This window comes from Pseudokineococcus lusitanus, from assembly GCF_003751265.1.
Taxonomy (GTDB): domain Bacteria; phylum Actinomycetota; class Actinomycetes; order Actinomycetales; family Quadrisphaeraceae; genus Pseudokineococcus; species Pseudokineococcus lusitanus.
On the sequence record NZ_RJKN01000001.1, the window covers coordinates 76,380 to 101,846 of the forward strand.

25 protein-coding genes are annotated in these 25,467 nt (G+C 76.5%); 17 read left to right on the forward strand and 8 right to left on the reverse strand.

Annotated features, from left to right (window positions below; genetic code table 11):
* The first annotated feature begins 112 nt into the window (after nt 1-112).
* The 10 genes from EDC03_RS00300 (at nt 113) to EDC03_RS00345 (ending at nt 10,334) form a co-directional block, all read left to right on the forward strand.
* Nucleotides 113-931 (forward strand): helix-turn-helix transcriptional regulator, encoded by an 819-nt coding sequence (locus EDC03_RS00300; RefSeq protein WP_123378236.1) that lies wholly within the window; start codon nt 113-115, stop codon nt 929-931.
* Nucleotides 928-2,349: a Fe-S cluster assembly protein SufB gene (gene sufB / locus EDC03_RS00305; protein ID WP_123378237.1), complete on the forward strand. Its 1,422-nt coding sequence runs from the start codon at nt 928-930 to the stop codon at nt 2,347-2,349. The genes EDC03_RS00300 and sufB overlap by 4 nt, the downstream gene beginning before the upstream one ends.
* A gap of 287 nt (nt 2,350-2,636) precedes the next feature.
* A complete protein-coding gene (gene sufD / locus EDC03_RS00310; protein ID WP_123378703.1) occupies nt 2,637-3,881 on the forward strand; it encodes a Fe-S cluster assembly protein SufD in 1,245 nt (414 codons plus the stop codon).
* A complete protein-coding gene (locus tag EDC03_RS00315; protein WP_123378238.1) occupies nt 3,878-4,237 on the forward strand; it encodes a non-heme iron oxygenase ferredoxin subunit in 360 nt (119 codons plus the stop codon). Before sufD ends, EDC03_RS00315 begins: the two co-directional genes overlap by 4 nt.
* A gap of 99 nt (nt 4,238-4,336) precedes the next feature.
* Nucleotides 4,337-5,101, forward strand: coding sequence for a Fe-S cluster assembly ATPase SufC (sufC, locus tag EDC03_RS00320; protein ID WP_123378239.1), 765 nt, complete (start codon nt 4,337-4,339; stop codon nt 5,099-5,101).
* A 115-nt stretch (nt 5,102-5,216) separates the two neighbouring features.
* The gene (locus EDC03_RS00325) at nt 5,217-5,516 is read left to right on the forward strand and encodes a metal-sulfur cluster assembly factor (RefSeq protein ID WP_241966999.1); all 300 of its coding nucleotides are present in this window, start codon (nt 5,217-5,219) and stop codon (nt 5,514-5,516) included.
* A 29-nt stretch (nt 5,517-5,545) separates the two neighbouring features.
* The gene (locus tag EDC03_RS00330; RefSeq protein ID WP_123378241.1) at nt 5,546-6,295 is read left to right on the forward strand and encodes an acVLRF1 family peptidyl-tRNA hydrolase; all 750 of its coding nucleotides are present in this window, start codon (nt 5,546-5,548) and stop codon (nt 6,293-6,295) included.
* Complete coding sequence (locus tag EDC03_RS00335) at nt 6,292-7,893, forward strand: ABC-F family ATP-binding cassette domain-containing protein (RefSeq protein WP_123378242.1); 1,602 nt, start codon at nt 6,292-6,294, stop codon at nt 7,891-7,893. Before EDC03_RS00330 ends, EDC03_RS00335 begins: the two co-directional genes overlap by 4 nt.
* Nucleotides 7,894-8,053: 160 nt before the next feature.
* Nucleotides 8,054-8,317, forward strand: coding sequence for a helix-turn-helix domain-containing protein (locus EDC03_RS00340; protein WP_199719811.1), 264 nt, complete (start codon nt 8,054-8,056; stop codon nt 8,315-8,317).
* Nucleotides 8,318-8,408: 91 nt separating this feature from the next.
* A complete protein-coding gene (locus tag EDC03_RS00345) occupies nt 8,409-10,334 on the forward strand; it encodes an ABC transporter ATP-binding protein (protein WP_123378243.1) in 1,926 nt (641 codons plus the stop codon).
* Nucleotides 10,335-10,364: 30 nt separating this feature from the next.
* Here the strand turns inward: EDC03_RS00345 and EDC03_RS00350 are convergent, their stop codons facing one another.
* From EDC03_RS00350 to EDC03_RS00360, 3 genes are all read right to left on the reverse strand, one after another.
* Entirely contained in the window at nt 10,365-11,243 is an 879-nt protein-coding gene (locus EDC03_RS00350; RefSeq protein ID WP_123378244.1) for an SURF1 family cytochrome oxidase biogenesis protein, read from the reverse strand.
* 2 nt (nt 11,244-11,245) lie between these two features.
* A complete protein-coding gene (locus EDC03_RS00355; protein WP_123378245.1) occupies nt 11,246-11,485 on the reverse strand; it encodes a hypothetical protein in 240 nt (79 codons plus the stop codon).
* A 224-nt stretch (nt 11,486-11,709) separates the two neighbouring features.
* Nucleotides 11,710-12,264 (reverse strand): DUF3099 domain-containing protein, encoded by a 555-nt coding sequence (locus EDC03_RS00360; protein ID WP_199719812.1) that lies wholly within the window; start codon nt 12,262-12,264, stop codon nt 11,710-11,712.
* A 187-nt stretch (nt 12,265-12,451) separates the two neighbouring features.
* Between EDC03_RS00360 and fabG the strand changes: the two genes are divergently transcribed.
* The 3 genes from fabG (at nt 12,452) to EDC03_RS00375 (ending at nt 14,508) form a co-directional block, all read left to right on the forward strand.
* Nucleotides 12,452-13,162 (forward strand): 3-oxoacyl-ACP reductase FabG, encoded by a 711-nt coding sequence (gene fabG / locus EDC03_RS00365; protein ID WP_123378247.1) that lies wholly within the window; start codon nt 12,452-12,454, stop codon nt 13,160-13,162.
* Nucleotides 13,163-13,229: 67 nt separating this feature from the next.
* Entirely contained in the window at nt 13,230-13,991 is a 762-nt protein-coding gene (gene fabI / locus EDC03_RS00370; protein ID WP_123378248.1) for an enoyl-ACP reductase FabI, read from the forward strand.
* A gap of 19 nt (nt 13,992-14,010) precedes the next feature.
* Nucleotides 14,011-14,508, forward strand: a complete 498-nt coding sequence (locus EDC03_RS00375; RefSeq protein ID WP_277872058.1) for a SixA phosphatase family protein — start codon at nt 14,011-14,013, stop codon at nt 14,506-14,508.
* Between the two features lie 381 nt (nt 14,509-14,889).
* On the opposite strand, the gene serB is transcribed toward EDC03_RS00375, so the two are convergent.
* Nucleotides 14,890-15,702, reverse strand: a complete 813-nt coding sequence (serB, locus tag EDC03_RS00380) for a phosphoserine phosphatase SerB (protein WP_241966940.1) — start codon at nt 15,700-15,702, stop codon at nt 14,890-14,892.
* 77 nt (nt 15,703-15,779) lie between these two features.
* Nucleotides 15,780-17,030, reverse strand: coding sequence for a glucose-1-phosphate adenylyltransferase (glgC, locus tag EDC03_RS00385; RefSeq protein WP_123378251.1), 1,251 nt, complete (start codon nt 17,028-17,030; stop codon nt 15,780-15,782).
* A 163-nt stretch (nt 17,031-17,193) separates the two neighbouring features.
* On the opposite strand from glgC, the gene glgA reads away from it, so the two are divergent.
* A complete protein-coding gene (gene glgA / locus EDC03_RS00390; RefSeq protein WP_199719882.1) occupies nt 17,194-18,390 on the forward strand; it encodes a glycogen synthase in 1,197 nt (398 codons plus the stop codon).
* A 16-nt stretch (nt 18,391-18,406) separates the two neighbouring features.
* On the opposite strand, the gene EDC03_RS00395 is transcribed toward glgA, so the two are convergent.
* Nucleotides 18,407-19,186 carry a hypothetical protein gene (locus tag EDC03_RS00395; protein ID WP_123378253.1) on the reverse strand — a complete coding sequence of 260 codons (780 nt, stop codon included), beginning with the start codon at nt 19,184-19,186 and terminating at the stop codon, nt 18,407-18,409.
* Between the two features lie 86 nt (nt 19,187-19,272).
* Between EDC03_RS00395 and EDC03_RS00400 the strand changes: the two genes are divergently transcribed.
* From EDC03_RS00400 to EDC03_RS00410, 3 genes are read left to right on the forward strand one after another with little or no spacing between them, the layout of a single operon-like run.
* Complete coding sequence (locus EDC03_RS00400; protein ID WP_123378254.1) at nt 19,273-20,139, forward strand: ABC transporter ATP-binding protein; 867 nt, start codon at nt 19,273-19,275, stop codon at nt 20,137-20,139.
* A gap of 8 nt (nt 20,140-20,147) precedes the next feature.
* Nucleotides 20,148-20,987 (forward strand): sulfite exporter TauE/SafE family protein, encoded by an 840-nt coding sequence (locus EDC03_RS00405; RefSeq protein WP_123378704.1) that lies wholly within the window; start codon nt 20,148-20,150, stop codon nt 20,985-20,987.
* A complete protein-coding gene (locus EDC03_RS00410; protein ID WP_123378255.1) occupies nt 20,984-21,853 on the forward strand; it encodes a TrmH family RNA methyltransferase in 870 nt (289 codons plus the stop codon). The genes EDC03_RS00405 and EDC03_RS00410 overlap by 4 nt, the downstream gene beginning before the upstream one ends.
* A gap of 3 nt (nt 21,854-21,856) precedes the next feature.
* Here the strand turns inward: EDC03_RS00410 and EDC03_RS00415 are convergent, their stop codons facing one another.
* Nucleotides 21,857-22,402, reverse strand: a complete 546-nt coding sequence (locus EDC03_RS00415) for a YbaK/EbsC family protein (protein WP_123378256.1) — start codon at nt 22,400-22,402, stop codon at nt 21,857-21,859.
* Nucleotides 22,403-22,560: 158 nt separating this feature from the next.
* On the reverse strand, nt 22,561-25,443 hold the full coding sequence (ppc, locus tag EDC03_RS00420) for a phosphoenolpyruvate carboxylase (protein WP_123378257.1): 2,883 nt from the start codon (nt 25,441-25,443) through the stop codon (nt 22,561-22,563).
* Nucleotides 25,444-25,467: the final 24 nt, after the last annotated feature.

Consider the following 25,467-nt stretch of genomic DNA (forward strand, 5'->3'; position numbering starts at 1 on the left):
CCCCCGCCCGCCGCCGGGGCGGGGGACCCCCGGACGGGGACGACCCGCGGGAGGGCGGCCAGGCAAGGGCAGCCTCACTGGACGCGCCCCGAGATTTCGTCACACTGGCGTCATGAAACCCGCCGGGAGCACGCGCGCCACGGCGCCGTCCCCCGGTCGGGCCGACGGCGCCGTCCCCACCCGCGAGCGGGTCCTCGCCGTCGTCGTCGAGCACGGCCCCGTCACCGTGGGCCGTGTCGCCGAGGTCCTCGGCCTCACGCCCGCCGGCGTCCGGCGCCACCTGGAGGCGATGGCCCTCGAGGGCCTCGTCGCCGACCGGCGCGACCGCGGCGCCGCCCCCGGCGCCCCCGGCCGGCCCGGACGCCCGGCCCGCGCGTGGACGGCCACGCCGCCCGCGCCCGCCGCCGCCCCGGGCACGGGGGACGGCCACGGGGCCCTGGCCGTCGACCTCCTCGACCACCTGGCCGAGACCGACGGCCCCGAGGGCGTCCGCGCCTACGCCCGGCGCCGCGCGCAGCAGCTGCGGGAGCGGTACGCGCCCGCCGTGGCGGCCGCCGGACCGACCGTCCGCGAGCGGGCGGAGGCCCTGGCCGGCGCCCTGCGAGCCGACGGGTACGCCGGCAGCACCCGGCCCGTGGACACGGGAACAGGGGTCGCCGCCGTCCAGTTGTGCCAGGGGCGGTGCCCGCTGCACGCCGCCGCGACCGCCCACCCCGAGCTGTGCTCGGCCGAGGCGGAGGCGTTCTCCGACCTCCTGGGGGTCGGGACCCACCGCCTGGCCACCATCGGCGGCGGGGCCCACGCCTGCACCACGCACGTCCCGCTGGCAGCTCCGGCCCCCCGGCCGGCCGCCAGGGGAGCCCGGGTCCCCACCCGTCCCGGCACCCAGACCCGTACGACCTCGAGCAGTCCGGAGGGACACCGCCGATGAGCACCGACGTCGAAGCACTCAACCCCGAGCTGAAGGGCATCGGCACCTACTCCTACGGGTGGTCCGACTCCGACACCGCCGGCGCGACCGCCCGCCGCGGCGTCGACGCGGACGTCGTCGCCAACATCTCCGGGCTCAAGAACGAGCCCGAGTGGATGCTGCGCACCCGCCAGAAGGCGCTCAAGATGTTCGCCCGCAAGCCCATGCCGTCCTGGGGCAGCGACCTCGACGGCATCGACTTCGACAACATCAAGTACTTCGTGCGCTCCACGGAGAAGCAGGCCACGTCGTGGGAGGACCTGCCGGAGGACATCCGCAGCACCTACGACCGCCTCGGCATCCCCGAGGCCGAGAAGCAGCGCCTCGTCTCCGGCGTCGCCGCCCAGTACGAGTCGGAGGTCGTCTACCACCAGATCCGCGAGGACCTGGAGGAGAAGGGTGTCATCTTCGTCGACACCGACACGGGCCTGCGCGAGCACGAGGAGCTCTTCAAGGAGTACTTCGGCTCCGTCATCCCGCCCGGCGACAACAAGTTCGCCGCGCTCAACACCGCGGTGTGGTCCGGCGGCTCCTTCATCTACGTGCCCCCGGGCGTCCACGTCGACATCCCGCTCCAGGCCTACTTCCGGATCAACACCGAGAACATGGGCCAGTTCGAGCGGACGCTGATCATCGCCGACGAGGGCTCGTACGTGCACTACGTCGAGGGCTGCACGGCCCCCATCTACAAGAGCGACTCGCTGCACTCGGCCGTCGTGGAGATCGTCGTGAAGAAGGACGCCCGCGTCCGCTACACGACCATCCAGAACTGGTCGAACAACGTCTACAACCTTGTCACCAAGCGGGCCACCGCCGCCGAGGGCGCCACCATGGAGTGGGTCGACGGCAACATCGGCTCCAAGGTGACGATGAAGTACCCGGCGATCTTCCTCATGGGGGAGGGCGCCAAGGGCGAGACGCTGTCCATCGCCTTCGCCGGCGAGGGCCAGCACCAGGACGCCGGCGCCAAGATGGTGCACGCGGCCCCGCGCACGTCGTCGTCGATCATCAGCAAGTCCGTGGCCCGCGGCGGCGGCCGCACGTCCTACCGGGGCCTCGTGCAGGTCCTCGAGGGCGCGCACCACTCCGCCTCGACGGTCCGCTGCGACGCGCTGCTCGTCGACCAGATCAGCCGCTCGGACACCTACCCCTACGTCGACGTCCGCGAGGACGACGTGCAGATGGGGCACGAGGCCACGGTCTCCAAGGTGAGCGAGGACCAGCTCTTCTACCTCATGTCCCGCGGCATGGCCGAGGACGAGGCCATGGCGATGATCGTGCGCGGCTTCGTCGAGCCGATCGCCCGCGAGCTGCCCATGGAGTACGCCCTCGAGCTCAACCGGCTCATCGAGTTGCAGATGGAGGGCGCGGTCGGCTGACGCCGCCCCCTCCCGCGGCGCCAGCCGCACGCCCCGTGCGGGGCACCGCGCCCGGACCGGGCGGGTGCCCCGCACGGGCGCGGCACCACCTGATCGACCAGCACGCCCGTCAACCCCGCCCACCCCGCGAGGAGCACGCCATCAGCACCGCCGACACCCGCGACCACGCGACCACGACGAGCCCGTCCGCGACGTCCGAGCAGGGCGCCGCGCAGGTCGCCGACGCGGTCGACGCCCGGCAGGAGCACGCCGTCGACCACGCGGCCGACGCGCCCGCCGCCGTGACGCTGGACTCCTCCCGGACGCCGGGCCCCGGCTACGACGCGAGCGCCGCCGCGGTCGCCGCGGCCGGCGAGGCCGTCCTCGAGCCGACCCGCGGCGAGCGGCGCCGCTCCTTCGACGCCGCCGACTTCGCCGTCCCCACGGGCCGCGAGGAGGTGTGGCGCTTCACGCCGCTCGACCGGCTGCAGGGCCTCCTCGACGGCCTCGACGCGACGGACGACGCCCGCGAGGTGACCGTCGACGCCCCCGAGGGCGTCCACGTCGGCACGCTCGCCCGCGGCGAGGCCCCGCGCGGCACGGCCCTGGTCCCCGAGGACCGCGCGGCCGCGCTGGCCGACGAGGCCGCGACGGAGGCCACCCACGTGCGGGTGCCGAAGGAGCTCGAGCTCGACGTGCCCGTCCACGTCCGCGTCGTGGGCCGCCCCGGCAGCCGCGGCGCCGGCCACCTCGTCGTCGAGGCGGAGCGCCACTCGCGCGCCGTCGTCGTCGTCGAGCACACCGGCGGCGGCCTGCAGGCCGACGCCGTCGAGGTCGTCCTCGGCGAGGGCGCCCAGCTCACCGTCGTGAGCCTGCAGCTGTGGGACGACGAGGCCGTCCACGTCGCCCAGCAGGAGGCCCTGCTCGGCAAGGACGCCCGATACCGCCACATCGCGGTCACGCTCGGCGGCTCCCTCGTACGGCTGTCCTCGACCTCGCGGTACGCCGGCCCCGGCGGCGAGGCCGAGATGCTCGGCGTCTACTTCGCGGACGCCGGCCAGCACCTCGAGCACCGCTCCTTCGTCGACCACGCGCAGCCCCGCTGCACGAGCGACGTCCGCTACAAGGGCGCGCTGCAGGGCGAGACCGCCCGCACCGTCTGGGTCGGCGACGTCCTCATCCGCGCCGCGGCGCAGGGCACCGACTCCTACGAGCTCAACCGCAACCTCGTCCTCACCGACGGCGCCCGCGCCGACTCGGTCCCCAACCTCGAGATCGAGACGGGCGACATCGAGGGCGCCGGGCACGCCAGCGCGACCGGCCGCTTCGACGACGAGCAGCTCTTCTACCTGCAGTCGCGCGGCCTCCCCGAGGACGTCGCCCGCCGCCTCGTCGTCCGCGGCTTCTTCGCCGACGTCGTCCAGCGCATCGGTGTCGCCGAGGTGTCCGACACGGTCATGGAGCTCATCGACGCCGAGCTGGACCTCGCCGTCGGCCCGGCCGCGGTCGCGCCGGAGGCGCTCGCCGTCGCCGCCACGGGGACGGGCGCGTGAGCCTCGTCCGCGTGCTCGCCGAGCACGACCTCGAGCCCGGCTCCCTGCGGGCCGTCGAGGTCCGCGGCGAGGACGGCACGCTGCTGCCCGTCGTCGTCGTCCGCGCCGAGGACGGCGGCTACCACGCCCTCGGCGACGAGTGCTCGCACCAGAGCGTCCTGCTCTCCGAGGGCGACGACGACGCCGTCGAGGGCTGCAGCGTCGAGTGCTGGCTGCACGGCTCGCGCTTCGACCTGCGGACCGGGCGCCCGTCGGGCCCGCCGGCCGTCTCGCCCGTGCCCGTCTACCGCTGCGAGGTGAGCGACGGGGACGTCCTCGTCGACGTCGACCAGCGGCAGCAGGCCGGCGCGGCCTGAGCCGCCCGCACCACGCAGCGCACCACCCAGCACCACCCCACCGAGACCACCCGGGCGCCCTGCCGGCGCCCCCACAGCCCCCGAGGGCGAGGAGATGGCATGGCCACCCTGGAGATCCGCGACCTGCACGTCCGCGTCGAGACCGACGGCGAGCCCACCGAGATCCTCAAGGGCGTCGACCTGACCGTGGAGTCGGGCCAGACGCACGCGATCATGGGCCCCAACGGCTCCGGCAAGTCCACCCTGGCGTACTCCATCGCCGGGCACCCCAAGTACACGATCACCGGCGGCACGGTGACGCTCGACGGCGAGGACGTCCTCGCGATGAGCGTCGACGAGCGCGCCCGCGCCGGCCTCTTCCTCGCCATGCAGTACCCGGTCGAGGTGCCCGGCGTCACCGTCTCCAACTTCCTCCGCACGGCCAAGACCGCGATCGACGGCGAGGCGCCCGCGCTCCGCCACTGGGTCAAGGACGTCAAGCGGGCCATGGCCGACCTCAAGATGGACCCGGCCTTCGCGGAGCGGAACGTCAACGAGGGCTTCTCCGGCGGCGAGAAGAAGCGCCACGAGATCCTCCAGATGGAGCTCCTCAAGCCGAAGTTCGCCGTCCTCGACGAGACCGACTCCGGCCTCGACGTCGACGCGCTGAAGGTCGTCTCCGACGGCGTCAACCGCGTCCGCGAGGGCGGCGAGGTGGGCGTCCTGCTCATCACCCACTACACGCGGATCCTGCGCTACGTCCGCCCGGACGTCGTCCACGTCTTCGTCGCCGGCCGCGTCGCCGAGACCGGTGGCCCCGAGCTGGCCGACGAGCTCGAGGAGAACGGCTACGACCGCTTCGTCCAGGCCGTCACCCCGGCCTGACCGTCCGGCAGCACCGCACCGCCCGCCCGCACCGCAGGTCCAGGAGGACACCGTGAGCGACACCGTCAGCGAGAGCGCGCCGTCCGGCGCCGCGACCGCCCCCAGCCCGGCCGAGGTGGTCGAGGTCGAGGAGGCGCTGCGCGACGTCGTCGACCCCGAGCTCGGGGTCAACATCGTCGACCTCGGCCTCGTCTACGGCCTGACCGTCGACGAGGCCAACCACGCCGTCGTCGACATGACGCTGACGTCGGCGGCCTGCCCGCTGACCGACGTCATCGAGGACCAGATGTCGACCGCGCTGGCGGACGTCGTCGCGGGCCACAGCGTCAACTGGGTCTGGATGCCGCCGTGGGGCCCGGAGAAGATCACCGACGACGGGCGCGAGCAGCTGCGGGCGCTCGGCTTCAACATCTGAGCACCCCGCCGCCGTCGCGCACGGCGCTCGTGCCGCCCGCCCGGCTGGGCGGCTGGCTCGAGCGTCTGGCGCGCGGCCACGGCGGCGCCCCGCGCGGCGTCGCCGCGGCCGGGGGCGTCCTGCTCCTCGCGCCCGACGGCGCCACGGCCCACCTCACGGCGCCCGGCCTCGACCTCGCGGCCGGGACCGCCGAGGGCGGTGCCGTCGACGTGTCGGCCCTGCCGTCCACCGCCGGCGTGCCCCGCACCGCGGCCGTCCTGCTGCTGCGGCGCGGGGGAGCGGTCGTCGCCGTCGTGGACGTGGACGCCACCGGCTCCACGGTGCGGGCCTCCCGGGTCCGCACGGCGCACGTGCAGGCGCGGACCGCCGCCGGCGGGTGGTCGCAGCAGCGCTTCGCCCGCCGCCGGGCCGGCCAGGCGGCGGGCCTGGTGCGGGACGTGGCCGCCGCGACCGCCGACGTGTGGGGGCCGCACGCCGCGGACCTGCGCGGGGCCCGGGCCCTGCTCGTCACGGGCGGGGACGCCGAGCTCGTGGCGGCCGCGCTGGCCGACCTCCCGGCCGCCCTGCGCGACGTCGCCGGGCTGCCGCACCAGCACCTCGCCCTGCCGGCCGACCCGCGCCGCCGGGTCCTCGACGCCGTCGCCGGCGACGTGGGCGCCGTGCGGGCCGACGTCGTCGACGCGCCGCGGGACGACCGCACGACCCTCGCCCCACCGACGACGAGCCAGCACCCGTCGCCCCCCGAGACCCCGCACCCCCCGAAGAGGACCGCCCCGTGATCACTGCCACCGACGTCGAGCTGCGCGCCGGCGCCCGGCTGCTCCTGGGCGGCGCCAGCTTCCGGGTCGCCCCCGGCGACCGCGTGGGCCTCGTCGGCCGCAACGGCGCCGGCAAGACGACGCTGACCCGCACGCTCGCGGGGGAGACCCAGCCCGCGGCGGGCAGCATCACGCGCAGCGCCCCCGTCGGCTACCTGCCGCAGGACCCCCGGGTCGGCGACCCCGAGGTCCTCGCGCGGGACCGGATCCTCGCCGTCCGCGGCCTGGACCGCATCGTCGCCGGCCTCCGCACCGCGGAGACGGGCATGGCGAGCGAGGACGACGCCGTCCGCGAGAAGGCGATGGCCCGCTGGGCCCGCCTCGACGCCGACTTCACGGCCCAGGGCGGCTACACCGCCGAGAGCGAGGCCGCCTCCATCGCGGCCAACCTGGCCCTGCCCCCGCGCGTCCTCGACCAGCCGTTGAGGACGCTGTCCGGCGGCCAGCGGCGCCGCGTCGAGCTGGCCCGCGTCCTCTTCTCCGGGGCCGAGACGCTGCTCCTCGACGAGCCGACGAACCACCTCGACGCCGACTCCATCTCCTGGCTGCGCGAGCACCTCGCCCGGCACTCCGGCGGCCTCGTCGTCATCAGCCACGACGTCGACCTCCTCGAGGCCGTCGTGACGAAGGTCTTCCACCTCGACGCCAACCGCTCGGTCGTCGACGTCTACAACGTCGGCTGGAAGGCCTACCTCGCCGCCCGCGCGACGGACGAGAAGCGCCGCCAGCGCGAGCGCGCCAACGCCGAGAAGAAGGCGTCGACGCTCATGGCGCAGGCGGACAAGATGCGGGCCAAGGCCACGAAGGCCGTCGCCGCCCAGAACATGGCCAAGCGGGCCGAGCGCCTCGTCAGCGGCCTCGAGGACGTGCGCGCGCAGGACAAGGTGGCCAAGCTGCGCTTCCCCGAGCCGGCCCCGTGCGGCCGCACGCCCGTGACGGCCGAGAACCTCAGCAAGACCTACGGCTCGCTCGAGGTCTTCACCGGGGTCGACCTCGCCATCGACAAGGGCAGCCGCGTCGTCGTCCTCGGCCTCAACGGCGCGGGCAAGACGACGCTGCTGCGCATGCTCGCCGGGGTCGAGGAGAGCGACGGCGACGGCCGCGTCGTCCCGGGCCACGGCCTGCGCCTCGGCTACTACGCGCAGGAGCACGAGACGCTCGACCCCGACCGCACCGTGCTGGAGAACATGCGCACGGCCGCCCCCGACCTCGGGGACACCGAGGTCCGCAGCGTCCTCGGCTCCTTCCTCTTCCAGGGCGACGACACCGACAAGCCGGTGCACGTCCTGTCCGGCGGGGAGAAGACGCGCCTCGCGCTCGCGACCCTCGTCGTCTCCGCCGCCAACGTGCTGCTCCTCGACGAGCCGACGAACAACCTCGACCCGGCCTCGCGCGCCGAGGTGCTCTCCGCCCTGCACCGCTACGCGGGCGCCGTCGTCCTCGTCACGCACGACGAGGGCGCCGTGGAGGCGCTGGAGCCCGAGCGCGTCGTCGTCCTGCCCGACGGCACCGAGGACCTCTGGAACCCCTCGTACGCCGAGCTGGTCCAGCTGGCCTGAGGCCCCCCGCCCCGTCACCCGGCTCCGCGTCCCCCGGACGCGCGGCCCCGGGTCGGCGGGGTGATGATCGTCGGCGGGCACCCGCCCGGCCGCCCCGGCCGGACGACGCCCGCCGTCCCGCAGCACCCGAGCAGCACCCGACCGTCCGAGGAGGACCGCCGTGGCCACGACGCCCCCGACGCAGACGCCGCAGACCGCAGGGTCCGCCCCCGGCCCCGACGCCGGGACGCGCCGTCGGCTCGACCCCGCGCAGCGCAAGGAGCTCGAGCAGCGCCTCGGCGCCCGCTACGCCGAGGGCGCGAGCATCCGCGCCATCGCCGAGGAGGAGGGCTGCTCGTACGGCTTCGTGCACCGCCTCCTCACCGACGGCGGCACGGCCCTGCGCGGCCGCGGCGGCAGCACCCGCCGCCCGGACGCGTCCTGACGGGCCGCGCCACGACCTCCGCGCCCGGACGTGCCGGGCACCCCACCGCTCCCACCGGCCCCCTCGCCGCCGCCGTCGTGCGGGGACCGCGATGAGCAGCCACGGCGCCGGCTCGTGGACGGCGCTCCGCAGCCTCTCGCGCGACCCGTCGCTGCGCTCCGCGTCCGTCTCCCGCGACACCTGGCGCCGCATCGGCGTCCTCGCGCGGCCGCACCGCCGCCGGATAGCGCTCTTCCTCGTGCTCGTCGTGCTGGGCTCGGCGGCGGCCGTGGCGACGCCCCTGCTGCTCGGCGCGATCATCGACCGCGGCGTCGTCGCGGGGGACCGCCGGGCCGTCGTCCTCCTCTCGCTGTGCGTGGCCGCCCTCGCGCTCGTCGAGGGCGTCCTCACCCTCGTCCAGCGCTGGTTCTCCGCCCAGCTCGGCGAGGGGCTCATCTACGACCTGCGCACCGCGGTCTTCGCGCACGTGCAGCGCCAGCCCGTCTCCTTCTTCACCCGCACCCAGACCGGCGCCCTCGTGTCCCGGCTCAACAGCGACGTCGCGGGCGCCCAGCAGGCCTTCACGTCGACGCTGCAGCAGGTCGTCGGCAACGTCGTCCTCCTCCTGCTGGCGGGCGGCGTCGTGCTGAGCCAGGCGCCCCTGCTCCTCCTCGCCGTCCTCGCGCTGCTGCCGCTCTTCTGGGTACCGGCGCGGCGGGTCGGGCAGCGCCTCTCGGGCCTGACCCGGCGGCAGATGGAGCTCAACGCCGACCTCGGCACGCGGATGACCGAACGGTTCAACGTCGCCGGCGCGCTCCTCGTGACGCTCTTCGGGCGCCCCGAGGAGGAGGACGCCCAGTTCCGCGAGCGGGCCGACGGCGTCCGGCGCATCGGCATCTCCATCGCCATGGCCAACCGGGTCTTCTTCACGGCGCTCACGACGGTCACGGCGCTGGCCACCGCCCTCGTCTACGGCGTCGGCGGCCTCCTCGCCGTCGAGGGATCGCTGCAGGTCGGCACCGTCGTGGCGCTCGCGGCGCTCATGGGCCGGCTGTACGGGCCGATCACCTCGCTCGCCAACGTCCGGGTCGACGTCATGAGCGCGCTCGTCAGCTTCGAACGCGTCTTCGAGGTGCTCGACCTCCCCACGGCGCTCGCCGACGCCCCCGACGCGGTCGACCTGCCCGCGGGGCCGCTCGACGTCCGCCTCGAGGGGGTCGGCTACACCTACCCGCGCGCCGGGGACGGGCTGGCCTCGCTCGAGGGCGCGGCGGTCGGCGCGGCCCGCGACGACGCCCTGCCGGCCCGCGCGGACGACGCCGTCGACGGCCCGGCCGTCGAGGGCGTCGACCTCGTCGTCGGCCCGGGGCAGGTGCTCGCCCTCGTCGGCCGCAGCGGTGCCGGCAAGACGACGATCACCGCGCTCGTCGCGCGGCTCATGGACCCGACGGCGGGCGCCGTCCGCGTCGGCGGGCTGGACCTGCGGGACGTGCGGCTCGCGTCGCTGCACGACCGGGTGGGCGTCGTCACGCAGGACGCGCACATGTTCCACGACACCGTCCGGGCCAACCTGCTCTACGCCCGCCCGGGCGCGAGCGACGCCGAGCTCGTCGCGGCCCTCGAGGACGCCCAGGTCCTCGACGTCGTCCGTGACCTGCCGGAGGGGCTGTCGACCGTGGTGGGCGACCGCGGGCACCGGCTGTCCGGCGGGGAGAAGCAGCGCCTCGCCCTCGCGCGGCTCCTGCTCAAGGCGCCGGACGTCGTCGTGCTCGACGAGGCGACCGCGCACCTCGACTCGCGCTCCGAGGCTGCCGTCCAGGCGGCCCTGGCCCGCACGATGGCCGGGCGCACGAGCATCGTCGTGGCCCACCGGCTCTCGACGGTGCGGCGGGCCGACGTCATCGCCGTCGTGGACCGCGGGCGCGTCGTCGAGACCGGCACCCACGACGAGCTGCTCGAGCGCGGCGGCGCGTACGCCCGGCTGCACGCCGTGCAGGCGGGCACGGCGGCCGAGCGCGACGACCTGCTCGCGGGCTGAGGTCCGGCCCGCCGGTCGTCGCGCACGGGGTCAGGAGCGGCGCCGCTCCGCCGCGTCGACGAGCGCGTCCTCCTCGTCCTCGGCGGTGGGGCGGCGGCGGCGCGGCGGGGGCGGCGGCGGCACGCCCGCGGCCTCGTCGGCGTCGGCGCGCAGGTCGGCCGCGTGCCGCCGGGCGACGACGCCGTAGCCCACGAAGCCGCCGGCGGCGAAGACCCACCACTGGAACGCGTACGACAGGTGCGGCCCCTCGTCCACCGGCGGGGCCGGCAGCAGCCGCGGCGCCTCGGGGACCGAGGGCTCCTCCTGCGCGAGGACGCCGTAGGCCCCCTCGACGAGCGCCGTCCCGGTCGGTGCGAGCGCGTCGTCCACGGTCGGCGTCCCGGCGAGGGCCGGAAGGTCGATGCTGCGGGTCTGCCCCTCCGGCGCGTCGCCGTAGGCGGGCTCCGGCGGGCGCAGGTGCGCGACGACGTCGACCTCGCCGGCGGGCGGCGCGGGCACCTCGGGGCGGGCGGCGTCGTCGCCGAAGGGCACGAAGCCGCGGTCGACGAGGAGGGCGCGACCGGCGCCCGGTGTCCCGTCCGCCGCGTCGAGGACGAGCGGCACGAGGACGTGCACGCCGTTGGTGCCGTCGAGCGGGCGCTGCCGCAGGAGGACGGTCCCCTCGGGCGCGTACCGCCCGCTCAGCGCGACGGGACGCCACTCCTCGTCGCCGGGGAGCACGTCCCCGTCCGCCGGGAGGGCGTCGGCCCCCGCGGCGGGACGGTCGTAATTGGTCGTGATGACGACGTTGGCCGCGTGCCGGGCCGTGCGCCGGTCCCACTGCCAGAGGCCGAGCCCCACGCACACGACGGCGAAGGCCACGGCGAGGGCGAGCCCGCCCAGCCAGCGCCGCGTGAGGAGGAAGCGCACGCTCAGGACCGTCCGCCCGTGAGCTCGGCGGCGGGGACGACGTCGCGCAGGAAGCCCCGCACCTGGAGGTGGGTGGACAGGCGCTCGCGGTGCTCGTCGCAGGCCAGCCACGTCTTGCGCCGCTCGGCGTCGTGGAGGCGGGGGTTGTTCCACAGCAGGCCCCACGTCGCGGGGCGGCGGCAGCCGCGGCCGCTGCACACGAGGCCGGCGGGGCCGTCGCCGGGGGCGGGGGGAGGGAGCACGCCCCCATCATCCTCCGCGTCGGGGCGGGGGCGGCAGGCGGTCCGCACGTCACCGGGGAGCGGCACCGGCCGGGGACGCGGAAGGGCGCCGGGCGACGACGGGGGGACGCCGCCCGGCGCCCGGTGGCGCCGCCCGACGGGGGGACGTGCGGCGCCGTCGTCGAGTATGGCACGGCAGACCCCTGGTCCGCGGGTCGACGCGACGACGCGCCGAGGACCACCCGTCAGGGCCGCGAGGCCGCCCGCCGGGGGGAGGGGTCGTCGTCGAGCGGGCCGACGTCGGGCCCGCCGTGGTCGTCGTCGTCCCCGTCGGGCGGAGGGCCCTGCGACGGGTCGGTCACGGTGCCGACGAGCGGCTCGTCGGCGACGACGGGGCCCGTGGCGGCGGGGATCTGCACCGGCGTCGGCGGGACGTACGCCGTCGTCGTGGGCTTCACCGTCTCGCGGCCCGCGTTGGCGGCCAGGACGGCGACGTAGGGGAGGACGACGGCGCCGGCGAGCAGCAGCCACACGAGGACGAGGGCGACGGTGCGCGAGGTGCCCTCACCGCCGCGGACCCCCAGCTGCCACGCCAGGAGCGCCCCGATGAAGCAGCCGGTGCGGACGGCCATCGAGACGAGGTAGCGCCCGATCTGCTGCTGCTGGTGCTTCCGCTGCCCGACGGGCGCGGTGGTGATGCGGGGCACCTCGGGGCGGCGTGCCCGACCGGGGAGGGAGCGGTGCGCCGGGCCGCCCGGCCCGGGCGTCCGCGGTGCGCCTGCGGCGCGGCTGGATACCACACCCCCACGGTAGGTCGGGGTCCCCGGACCCGGCGCGCCGGGTGCCCCCCGCGCGGGCCACGTCCAGTAGCGTCCGCCCGCGAGGTCGCCGTGCGCGCCGCCCGGTCACGCCCGCCGCGGACCGCCGCGGGCGACCGGGCCGGGCCCGCCACCGCAGTTCCCGCAGCACAGCCACCGGAGGTACCGCGTGCCCGAGCCCCGCAGCGTCCTGGTCACGGGAGGCAACCGCGGCATCGGCCGCGCCGTCGCCGAGGCCTTCCTCGCGGCCGGGGACAAGGTCGCCGTGACGACCCGCACGGGCGAGGCGCCCGAGGGCGCGCTCGGCGTGCCGTGCGACGTCCGCGACGCCGCCTCCGTCGACGCCGCCTTCACGCAGGTCGAGGCCGAGCACGGCCCCGTCGAGGTCCTCGTCGCCAACGCCGGCATCACGCGCGACCAGCTGCTCCTGCGCCTCGGCGAGGAGGAGCTCGTCGAGGTGCTCGACACCAACCTCACCGGCGCCGTCCGCTGCGTCCGTCGCGCGACGAAGGGGATGGTCCGGCTGCGCCGCGGCCGCGTCGTCCTCATGTCGAGCGTCGTCGGCCTCTACGGCTCCGCGGGCCAGGTCGGCTACGCCGCCAGCAAGGCCGGCCTCGTCGGCGTCGCCCGCTCCGTCACCCGCGAGCTCGGCGGCCGCGGCATCACGGCCAACGTCGTCGCCCCGGGCTTCGTCGAGACGGACATGACCGCCGCGCTGGACGAGAAGACCCGCGCCGGCTACCTCGCCGCCATCCCCGCCGGCCGCCTCGCCCGACCCGACGAGGTCGCGTCCGTGTGCGTCTTCCTCGCCTCGGACGCCGCCGCCTACGTCTCGGGCGCCGTCGTGCCCGTCGACGGCGGCCTCGGCATGGGCCACTGACCGCACCGACGCCACGGCACCCGCACCACCCGACCGCACCCACCGCACAGACCGAGGAGACGTCCGCATGGGCATCCTGGACGGCAAGCGCCTGCTCATCACCGGTGTCCTCACGGACGCCTCCATCGCCTTCCGCGTCGCGCAGGTGGCCCAGCAGGAGGGCGCCACCGTCGTGCTCACCTCCTTCGGCCGGCAGATGCGCATCACGCAGGCCATCGCCCGCCGCCTGCCGCAGCCGGCGCCCGTCGTCGAGCTCGACGTCAGCAAGCAGGAGGACCTCGACGCCCTCGAGGGCCGCGTCCGCGAGCACGTCGACGGCCTCGACGGCGTCCTGCACTCCATCGGCTTCGCCCCCCAGGGCGCGTTCGACTTCATGAACGCCTCGTGGGAGGACGTCTCCACGGCGCTGCAGATCTCCTCGTACAGCCTCAAGTCGCTGGCCGTCGCCAGCCGCCCGCTGCTGTCGGAGCGCTCCAGCGTCGTCGGCCTCACCTTCGACGCGAGCTTCGCCTGGCCCGTCTACGACTGGATGGGCGTCGCCAAGGCGGCCTTCGAGTCGGTCTCGCGCTACCTCGCCCGCGACCTCGGCCCCGCCGGCACCCGCGTGAACCTCGTCTCCGCGGGGCCGCTGCGCACGATGGCCGCCAAGTCGATCCCCGGCTTCGCCGCCTTCGAGGACAGCTGGCCCAAGCGCGCCCCGCTCGGCTGGGACCTCACCGACACCGAGCCCGCCGCCCGCGCCTGCGTCGCCCTGCTGTCGGACTGGTTCCCCGCCACGACGGGCGAGATCGTCCACGTCGACGGCGGCGTCCACGCCATGGGGAGCTGACCTGGCCGTCCTCGTCGTCCTGCGTCACGGCGCCGCCGCCCCCGTGGGGCCGGGCGGCACCGACCACGCCCGCGCCCTCACGGCCGCGGGCGAGGACGAGGCGACCGCCGCGGGCGCGCTGCTGCGCGCCCGCGGCCTGGTCCCCGACCTCGTCGTCACCTCGGACGCCCTCCGCGCCCTCCGGACGACGGCCCTGCTCGTCGGCGACGACGGCTGGCCCGTCCGCGTCGAGCCCGACGTGTACGAGGCCAGCCCGCAGCGCCTCGGCGCCGTCCTCGGGCGCCTGCCCGCCGACGTCGCCACCGCCGTCCTCGTCTGCCACGAGCCGGGCGCCTCGGGCCTGTCCGTCGCCCTGGCCGGCCCGTCCGCCGACCCCGCCGCCGGCGCCCTGCGTGGTCGCCTGATGGCCGGCCTGCGGACGGCGGAGGCCGCCGTCCTGCGCTGGGACGGCGGCTGGGACGACCTCGTCGCCGCGACCGCCGAGCTCGTCGAGGTGCTGGGGCCGGACGGGGCCTGAGGGCCTGCGTCGTCCGGTCGCCTGCGTCGTCCGGTCGCCTCGCCGTGGTCGGGTCCGCGGGCGGCACCGGGGGCGCTCCGGGCACTGCCTCGGCGCGCGGTGGTCAGGTGCCGTGGGGGTCGGGGCGCCGGCCTGACGTGCCGCTCCGCGCCCCCGCCGCCACCCGCTCGTCCGGTCCCTCACCCGTACCGCCGGCACGTCGGCGGCGAACTGCCGACAAAGTGCGCCGGAGTAGGCACTTCGGCGACGAACTGCCGACAGAGTGCGCCCGAGAGGGCACTTCGGCGACCAACTGCCGACTGATTGCGTCTCAGAGGGCACGTCGGCGGCAAAGTGCCGACAAGGCGCAGAGGCCCGGGGGCGCGCCGGCCGCGGGGCCGGTCAGGGGACGAGCGGGGCGCCGACGAGGTGGACGACCGCCGTGAGGTCGCGGCGGGTGAGGACGACGTCGGCCGCCGCGGCGAGGACCGGCTTCGCGCAGAAGGCGACGCCCGTGCCGGCGGCCCGGACCATGTCGAGGTCGTTGGCGCCGTCGCCGACGGCCACCGTCCCGGCGAGGGGGACGTCGTGCCGCGCGGCGAGGGCGCGCAGGAAGCGCTCCTTCGCGGCGGCGTCGACGACGTCGCCCCGCACCCGGCCGGTGAGGTGGCCGCCCGAGACCTCGAGACGGTTGGCCTCCGCGTGCGGGACGCCGAGCGACGCCGCGAGCGGCTCGACCACCTCGGCGAAGCCGCCGGAGACGACGCCGACGGGGACGCCGGCCGCGGCCAGCGACCGCGCCATCGTCGCGGCGCCGGGGGAGGGGACCACCTCGGCGAGGACGTCGTCGAGCACGGTCGCCGGCAGCCCCTCGAGCAGCGCCACGCGACGGTGGAGGCTGCCGGCGAAGTCGACCTCGCCGCGCATCGCGGCCTCGGTGACCCGGGCCACCTCCCCCTCGACCCCGGCGCGGGCGGCGAGCATCTCGACCACCTCGCCGGTGATGAGCGTCGAGTCGACGTCGAGGACGACGAGCCGACGGCCCTCGCGCGCGGCGGCCGGCACGACGGCGACGTCGACCTCCTGCCCCGCGGGCAGGGTGGACGCCGCGTCGGCGAGGGCTCGGCGGACGGCGTCGCGCCCGCCGCGCACCCGCAGCTCCGCGACGCCGTCGCCGTCGTCCCGGACGTCGACGACGGCGGCCCCGGCGGCCACGAGGGCCGCCGGGGCACGTCCCGCGAGCCCGGCGGCGCCGGGACCGGTGAGGACGACGAGCAGGTCGGGCGCCTGGCTCAGCGGTCCACCCGGGCGTTCTTGCCGGCGACCGTGATGCCCGACGGCGTCACGGTGAAGCCGCGGGCACGGTCGGCCTCGGCGTCCACCCCGACGCTCGCGCCGTCGGGGACGACGACGTTCTTGTCGAGGATCGCGCGGCGGACGGTGGCGCCGCGGCCCACGTGGACGCCGTCCAGGAGCACCGAGCCGCTCACCGTGCTGCCCGTCTCGGCGCGGACGCCGGGGGACAGCACGGACTTGCTGACGGTCGCGCCGGAGAGCACGACACCCGGGGCGACGATCGAGTCGACGGCGGAGCCGGGGCTGCCGTCGTCGCCGTGCACGAACTTGGCCGGGGGCAGCGGCTGCTGCTGGGACAGGATCGGCCAGCGGCCGTTGTAGAGGTTGAAGACGGGCAGCGGCGAGATGAGGTCCATGTGGGCCTCGTAGTAGCTGTCGAGCGTCCCGACGTCCCGCCAGTACGCGCGGTCGCGGTCGGTCGTCCCCGGCACGTCGTTGCGCTGGAAGTCGTAGACGGCCGCGTCCCCGCGGGACACGAAGTCGGGGACGATGTCACCGCCCATGTCGTGCTTGGAGTCGGTGGCGGCGTCGCGCGTCACGGCGTCGACGAGGGCCGCGGCGTCGAAGACGTAGTTGCCCATCGACGCGAGGACCTCGCCGGGCGAGCCGGGGATGGTCGTCGGGTCGGACGGCTTCTCGCGGAAGGCGGTGATCCGGGGCGTGCCCGCCATGTCGACGTCGGAGCCGACCTCGATGACGCCGAACTGGTCGGCGAGCGAGACGGGCTGGCGGATCGCCGCGACCGAGCAGCCCGCGCCGGAGGCGACGTGCGCGTCGACCATCTGCGAGAAGTCCATCCGGTACACGTGGTCGGCGCCGACCACGACGACGATGTCCGGGCGGGCGTCGTCGATGAGGTTGAGCGACTGGTAGATCGCGTCGGCGCTGCCGAGGTACCAGTTCTTGCCCACGCGCTGCTGCGCGGGGACGGGGGTCACGTAGTTGCCCAGCATCGTCGACATCCGCCACGTCATGGAGATGTGCTTGTCGAGGCTGTGGGACTTGTACTGCGTGAGGACGACGACCTGCAGGTAGCCGGCGTTGGCCACGTTGGACAGGGCGAAGTCGATGAGGCGGTAGCTGCCGCCGAAGGGGACGGCCGGCTTGGCGCGGTCGGCGGTCAGCGGCATGAGGCGCTTGCCCTCGCCGCCGGCGAGCACGATCGCGAGGACCCGGGGGCTCGACATGGGCCGACCCTAGGGGTCACCGCCGCTGCGGCAAGGGGTGAGCCGCGGCGAGCCGCCGGGCGGACGGCGGGACGGCCGCCGCGCCGTGCGGGCGGGCCCGGGTGCGTGCGGTCCCCGGCCCGCTACGGTCCCCGCCATGGCCGACGACGCCCCTGCCAGCGCCCTGCGCGTGGACCTCCTCACCCGTGAGTACCCGCCGGAGGTCTACGGGGGCGCGGGCGTCCACGTCGCCGAGCTCGCGCGGGCCCTCCGGCCGCTCGCCGACGTCCGGGTGCAGTGCTTCGGCGCCCCGCGCGACGAGCCGGGCGTCACGGCCCACCCGGAACCGGCGACGCTCGAGGGCGCCAACGCCGCCCTGCGCACGCTGGGCGTCGACCTGTCGATGGCGGCCGCGACGGCCGGCACCGACCTCGTCCACAGCCACACCTGGTACGCCAACGTGGCCGGCGTCCTCGCGGCCCGGCTGCACGGCGTGCCGCACGTCGTCACCGCCCACAGCCTCGAGCCGCTGCGGCCCTGGAAGGCCGAGCAGCTGGGCGGCGGGTACGCCGTCTCCTCGTGGGCCGAGCACCAGGCCATGACGACGGCGGACGCCGTCGTGGCCGTCAGCGCCGGCATGCGCGCCGACATCCTCCGCAGCTACCCCGAGGTCGACCCCGCGCGGGTCCACGTCGTGCACAACGGGATCGACGCGGCGGACTGGCGACGGGACGACTCCGACGCCGCCCGCGAGCACGTCCGCACCCTCGGCATGGACCCGGACCGGCCGAGCGTCGTCTTCGTCGGCCGCATCACCCGCCAGAAGGGCCTGCCGCACCTGCTCCGGGCCGCCGCGGCGCTGCCCCCCGAGGTCCAGCTCGTCCTCTGCGCGGGCGCCCCGGACACGCCGGAGATCGCCGCCGAGGTGGACGGGCTCACGGCCGAGCTCGCGCAGCAGCGCGACGGCGTCGTGCGGATCGACCGCATGCTGCCGCGGGCCGAGCTCTGCCAGGTGCTGTCGCTCGCGACCGTCTTCGTGTGCCCGTCGGTCTACGAGCCGCTCGGCATCGTCAACCTCGAGGCGATGGCCTGCGGCACGGCGGTCGTCGGCACGGCGACCGGTGGCATCCCCGAGGTCGTCGACGACGGCCGCACCGGCTGGCTCGTGCCGATCGAGCAGGTCGACGACGGCACGGGGGCGCCCGTGGACCCCGAGCGCTTCGCCGCGGACCTCGCCGCCGTCCTCACCGAGGCGACCTCCGACCCGGCCGAGGCGCGCCGCCGCGGCGAGGCCGGCCGCGAGCGGGCCGTCGCCGAGTTCAGCTGGGACGCCATCGGCGAGCGGACGCTCGAGGTCTACCGGTCGGTGCTCGGGGGCTGAGCGCCCGGGTCCGCCCTCAGGGGCGGACCGGCTCCAGCACCGCGTTGACGGCGGCGACGACGGCGTGCCGCGCCACGACCTCGACGTCGCGCAGCGCCCCGGTCCGGGCGCGGGCCTCGTGGCCGGTGACGACGGCGCCGTCATCCTCGGTGGCCAGCGCCACGACGCCGCGCAGGCGCACGGCCGTGGCGAGCACCTGCTGCGCGCGGGGCGGGGTCGACGCGGGGACGGCGTCGCGGGGGAGCGCGCCGCTGCGGACGGCCGCGATCCGGTCGGCCGCGTCCTCGCGCCAGCGGGCGACGTCGAGGCGCTGCAGCTCGGCCAGCGCGCGGGACAGCGCCGTCTGCAGCTGCCGCTCGGCGTCCCGCAGCGTCGTCGACGGCGGCGCGGCCGGGCGGCGGACCGGGGTCGCGTGCCAGGTGACGAGCGCGCCGGGCTCGAGGGCCGAGCCGAACTCGGTGACCTCCGGCCACGCGCCCCAGCGCGCGCCGGCGGCGTCCTCGTCGTCGGTCGTCACGGCCTCGCCGACGTCGAGCGCCTCGACGTTGAAGGCGGCCGGGCCGGGCAGGCCGGAGACGTCGCCCGGGACGGGCAGGACGAGCCGGAGACCGCGGTGCCCGGCGGTGCGCCAGCCCGCGAGGAGCTCGACGAGGTCCGTGGCGGGCGCGTCGCCGGCCACCTCGTGCGGCTCGTCGTCGCGCTGGACGGCCCGGGCGGCGACGGCCACGGGCACCTCGCCGCGCAGGGCCGCCGTCCCCCAGGCGGCGAGGCGGGCGGAGCGGGGCAGGTCGATCACGCGGCCGAGCCTACGAGCCCGGCCGGCGGCTCCCCGCGGCTCCCGGCGGCTCGGGCGGAGCGGGCCCGGCCAGTAGGGTCGCGGCCATGAGCGAGGCCAGCCGTCCGACGCCCGCACGCCCGGCGGCAGGCCCCCGCGGCGACGCCCTCCCGACGACGAAGGGCACGCCCGACGAGCCCGTCCTCGACCTCGACGGCGTCACGGTCGTCCGCGACGGCCGGGCCCTGCTCGAGGACGTCTCCTGGGCCGTCGGCGCCGACGAGCGATGGGTCGTCCTCGGCCCGAACGGCGCGGGCAAGACGACGCTCCTCCAGATCGCCGGCGCCCGGCTCTTCCCCACCCGCGGCCGCGCCGAGGTGCTGGGCGAGGAGCTGGGCGCCGTCGACGTCTTCGAGCTCCGCCCGCGCATCGGCCTGTCGAGCGCCGCTCTCGCGGAGCGGGTCCCGCCCGCCGAGAAGGTCGTCGACGTCGTCCTCACCGCCGCCTACGGCATGGTCGGCCGCTGGCGCGAGGAGTACGAGGGGCCCGACCACGCCCGCGCGCTGGAGCTCCTCGACGCCCTCGGCGTGGGCGGCCTCGACCGCCGCACCTACGGCACGCTCTCCGAGGGGGAGCGCAAGCGCGTCCAGCTGGCCCGCGCGCTCATGGCGGACCCCGAGCTGGTCCTCCTCGACGAGCCCGCCGCGGGCATGGACCTCGGCGGCCGCGAGGACCTCGTCCGCCGCCTGTCCGGCCTCGTCGCCGACCCGGCCGCGCCCGCCGTCGTCCTCGTCACGCACCACGTCGAGGAGGTGCCGCCCGGCATCACCCACGGGCTCCTGCTGCGCGAGGGGCGGGTCGTGGCCCAGGGCCCGCTCGAGGACGTCCTCACCCCCGCGGCGCTCGGCGCGACCTTCGGCCTGGCCCTGCGCGTCGAGCGGTCCGGCGGCCGCTGGGCGGCGCGGGCCGCGTGAACGAGGCCCTGCTCGGCGACCTCACCGGCTGGCAGGTCGTCCTCCTCGCGCTGGCCGCGCTGTGGGCGGGCGCCGTCAACGCCGTGGTCGGCTCGGGGACCCTCATCACCTTCCCCACGCTCGTGGCGATGGGCGTGCCGCCCGTCTCCGCGACGATGTCCAACGCCGTCGGCCTCGTCGCGGGCGGCGTGTCGGGGACGTGGGGGTACCGCCGCGAGCTGCGCGGCCAGGGCGCCCGTGCCGCCCGGCTCATCCCGATGTCGGTGCTCGGCGCCCTCCTGGGGTCCTTCCTCCTGCTGCACCTGCCGGCCAGCGCGTTCGAGACGGTCGTGCCGGTCCTCGTGGTCCTGGCCATCGTCCTCGTCCTCCTCCAGCCGCGGCTCCAGGCGGCCACCCGCCGTCGCCTCGAACGGAAGGTCGCGGCCGGCGCCACCCCGGGCGCGCCCGGGACGTTGGACAGCCCCTCCGCCCCGCCGGCGGGCGGTCGCGGGGCGCAGGTCCTGCTGCTCGTCCTCACCTTCGTCATCGGCGTCTACGGCGGGTACTTCACGGCGGCGCAGGGCGTCCTGCTCGTCGGCGCCTTCGGGGCGGTCCTCGTCGAGAGCCTGCAGCGCATCAACGCGATGAAGAACCTGCTGTCCCTCGTCGTCAACGTCGTCGCGGCGGTCTCCTACACGCTCGTCGGCTTCGACCGCGTCCTGTGGGAGGCGGTGCTCGTCATCGCCGTCGGCTCGCTGCTCGGCGGCCTCCTCGGTGCGGCGGTCGGACGGCGGCTGCCGCCGGTCGTGCTGCGGGCGACGATCGTCGTCCTCGGCCTCGTGGCCCTCGTGTTCCTGGTGCTGCCGTGAGCGCCTCCGGGGCCGACGTCGCCGTGCCCGACGGCCTCGTCGTCGACCACGTCGAGGACCCGGCCGACCCCCGCCTCGGCGACTACACCGACCTCACCGACGTGGCTCTGCGCCGTCGTCGGGAACCCGCCGAGGGCCTGTACATGGCGGAGTCGAGCACCGTCCTCGAGCGGGCGCTGCGGGTCGGGCACCGGCCGCGCTCGGTCCTCCTCGCCCCGCGCTGGCTGCCCGAGGTGCTGCCGCTGCTCGCCGCGCACGACGTCGGCCGCCGTCCCGGCGAGGCGCCCGTCCCCGTCCACGTGGCCGAGGAGCCGGCGCTGCGCGCCATCACGGGCTTCCACCTCCACCGCGGGGCGCTCGCGGCCATGCAGCGCCCGGTGCTGCCGCCGCTCGCGGAGGTGCTCGAGGGCGCCCGCCGCGTCGCGGTGCTCGAGGACGTCGTGGACCACACCAACGTCGGCGCCGTCTTCCGCTCCGCGGCGGCCCTCGGCGTCGACGCGGTCCTCGTGACGCCACGCTGCGCCGACCCGCTGTACCGGCGCTCCGTGCGGGTGTCCATGGGCACGGTCTTCCAGGTGCCGTGGACGCGGCTGGACCCGTGGCCCGGGGGGCTCGACCTGCTGCGCGACCTCGGCTTCACGGTGGCGGCCCTCGCGCTGAGCGACGACAGCGTCTCCCTCGACGACCTCGCGGCCGACCCGCCGGAGCGCCTGGCCCTCGTCCTGGGGACCGAGGGGGACGGGCTGTCGCGCGCGGCCGTCGCGGGCAGCGACGTCGTCGTCCGCATCCCCATGGCCGGCGGGGTGGACTCGCTCAACGTCGCCGCGGCGGGCGCCGTGGCCTTCTGGGCCCTGCGCGCCCGCTGAGGCTCAGGCCGCGGGGCGCCCGAGCCCCTCGTGCACCTCGGCGCCCGGCAGGCGCGCGAGGAGCGCGCCCGGCAGCGCCAGCTTCGAGCGGCGGACGCCGCTGCCGACCACCGCGCGGGGGAGGGCCGCGACGGCGCCGTCGACGAGCACGCGCCAGCCGGCCGGCAGCCCGACCGGCGTGATGCCGCCGAACTCCATGGCCGAGACCTCGACGGCCTCCTCGCGGGGGAGGAACGACGCCTTGCGGACGTCGAGGGCCCGCTTGACGAGGCCGTTGACGTCGGCGCGGTCGCTGCCGCGGACGAGGGCGGCGGCCACGCGCTGCTCGCCGTCCCGCCTCCCCGCGACGAGGACGCAGTTGGCGCTCTCCTCGAGCGTGACGTCGCTGGTCGCGACGAGCGCTGCGGTGTCCGCGACGTCGGGGTCGACCTCGGCGACGAGCACCTGCGCGGCGTCGTCGGCCGGCAGCGCGCGCAGCGCGGCGAGCACGGGGTCGGCGAGGAGGTCGGGGCGGTCGAGGGCGGGCACCCACACGAGCGTCGTCGTCACGCCCCGAGGCTAGGAGACGGCCTGCCCGGCGGACGCCACCGCCACCTCGCCTCGCTCCGGGGCCCCTCCACCCCGGTCTTCGTGGCCATGCACCGCCTGAGGAGCCCGGGCAGGCGGTGCATGGCGACGAAGACCCGGTGCGACGACCCGGGAGAGGGTCAGCCGGTGTTGCGCATCCCCGCCGCGATGCCGTTGATCGTCAGCAGCAGCGCGCGGCGCAGGACCGGGTCGACGTCGTCGCCCGCCGCCCGCGAGCGGCGCAGCAGCTCGACCTGGAGGGCGTGGAGCGGGGCGAGGTAGGAGTCGCGCAGCTCCAGCGTGCGCCGCAGGACCGGCGAGCTCTCGAGCAGCTGCTCCTGCCCCGTCACGGCGAGGACCTCGGCGACGGTGCGGTCGTGCTCCTCGCGCAGCACCTCGAGCAGGGACGCCGTCCCGTCGGGGCACAGGCCCTCGACGTAGCGGGCGGCGATGGACAGGTCCGTCTTGGCCAGCGTCATCTGGACGTTGCCGAGGAAGCTGCGGAAGAACGGCCACTCCTCGACCATCCGGCGCATCCGCTCGGTGTGGCCCGCCTCGCGGGCCGCGGCCAGGCCGCTGCCGACGCCGAACCAGCCCGGCACGTTGATCCGCGTCTGCGTCCACCCGAAGACCCACGGGATGGCGCGCAGGTCCTCGAGGCCGCCGGTGCCGCCGGGGCGACGGGCCGGGCGGGAGCCGATGTTGAGGTGGCCGAGCTCCTCGACCGGCGTGGCGGAGAGGAAGAAGGGCACGAGGCGCTCGTCCTCGACGAGGGCCCGGTAGCGGTCGCGGCCGGCCGCGGCGACGACGTCCATCGTCGCGTCCCAGCCGTCGAGGACGGGGCGCGCGACGACGGGCTCGCTGCGCAGCGTCGACGCCTCGAGGACGGCCGACAGCGCGACGTCGAGGTTGTGCACCGCGAGGCCGTGGAGCAGGTACTTGTCGGAGATGACCTCGCCCTGCTCGGTGACCTTCATGGCGCCGTCGAGGCTGCCGGCGGGCTGGGCGAGGATCGCCTCGCCAGTGGGGCCGCCGCCGCGCCCGACCGACCCGCCGCGGCCGTGGAAGAGCCGCAGCTGGACGCCGTGGGCGCGCGCGACGTCGCGGAGCGCCCGCTGGGCCCGGTGGATCTGCCAGCGCGAGGCGGCGATGCCGCCGTCCTTGGAGCTGTCGGAGTAGCCGAGCATGATCTCCTGCACGTCCCCGCGGGCCGCGACGACGCGACGGTAGGACGGGTCGGAGAGCAGCTCGTCGAGCAGCGGGCCAGCGGCCTCGAGCTCGGTGATGGTCTCGAAGAGCGGCGCGACGCCGACCCGCGCCGTCGCGGGCAGCGACGGGTCGACGGGCAGGTCGACGAGGCCGACCTCGCGGGCGAGGACGACGACGGCGAGGAGGTCGTCGACGCCCTTGGTCATCGACACGACGTAGGTCTCGACGGCGTCGTCGCCGAAGCGGTCGAGCGCCGTGCGGACCGTGCGGACGAGCTCCACGACCTCGCCGGCCGTGCCGTCGAGCGCGTCGAGGGTCGCGGCGCCGGCCAGCGGGCGGCCGCCGCGGAGCTCGGCGGAGAGGAAGGCCGTCCGGTCGGCGCGGTCGAGCTCGGCGTACGGCCGGTCCGACGCCTGCGCGCGGTCGACGAGCGCGGCCAGCGCGGCGTGGTGACGCTCGGAGTGCTCGCGGATGTCGAGGGTGGCCAGCCCGAGGCCGGTGGCGGCGACGGTCCGCAGCGCGCGGGCGACGACGCCCTCGGCGACGAGGGCGCAGCCGTTGCCCGCGAGGGAGCGCTGCACGAGCTCGAGCTCGTCGAGGAGGCCGCCGACGTCGGCGTAGTCCTGGCCGGGCACGTGCGCGCCGCCCGTCGCCAGCCGACGCTGCGTGCCCTCGAGCCGGGCGCGGACGTAGCTGAGCTTGAGGCGGTACGGCTCCTCCGCGTTGAGCCGGTGCCGCAGCTCCCACACGGCCGGGAGCTGCTCGCGGTCGCGGTCGAGCGAGGCCCGCAGCTCCCCGGAGACGGTGACCACCTGGGTGGAGGAGGCGAGCTCGACGACGAGCTCGTCGACCGTGCGCAGGAGGACGCCGAGGCCGGTCTCGTGCTGCTGCGCGAGCACCTCGAGCGTGACGGCGGGCGTGACGTTGGGGTTGCCGTCGCGGTCGCCGCCTACCCAGCTGCCGAAGCGGAGCGGTCGGGCGCGCGGCGCCACCTCGACGCCGAGGGGCGCCAGGCGGTGGGACAGCTCCTCGAGCAGGTCGGGGAGCACGCCGGTGGCGAGCGACGAGAGGTAGTAGAGCGCCGAGCGGGCCTCGTCGGCCGGCGCGGGACGCTCGACGCGCAGCTCGTCGGTCTGCCACAGCAGGTCGACGAGCTCGACGACGCGGCGCTCGTCGGCGTCCGCGTCGGAGGCGCGGCGGCGCGGGTCGCCCGCCCGGTCGAGGGCGCCGGCGACGCGCGAGAGCAGGTCGAGGACCGAGCGACGGCTGGACTCCGTCGGGTGCGCGGTGAAGACGGGCCGCAGCTCCATCCGGTCGACGACCCGCTGCAGCTCCTCGCGGGTCAGCGAGCCCTCGTCGAGGGCGGCGGCGATGCGCGGGACGCTGTGCGCGAGACCGGCTCCCGGCCGCGAGGCGAGCTCGCGCGAGCGGTGCAGCTGCTCGGTGACGTTGGCCAGCTGGAAGTACGCGGTGAAGGCGCGGGCGAGGACGACCGCGGTGCCGTCCCCGACGCCGGACAGGACCCGGCTCAGCTCGGCGCCCTCGTCGGGGCGGCGCGCCAGGTGGCGCACCCGCTCGACGAGGTCGAGCAGGCCCCGGCCCTCGTGGCGCTCGAGCGCCTCGCCGAGCAGCGCCGCGAGCCGCCGCACCGTCGCGCGCAGCTGGGTGTGCGCCTCGTCGGAGGAGACGCCGTCGCCCAGCGGGGGGACGAGCCGCCCGCCCGCCACGGGGAGGGGGCCGGTGGCCGGGTCGCCACCGCCGCTGCCGGGGCCGTCGGCCGGGTCGGTGACGTCCGCTGCCGGGCTGGTGCTCATGGCGCTCCTCGCGGGAAGGGGCGG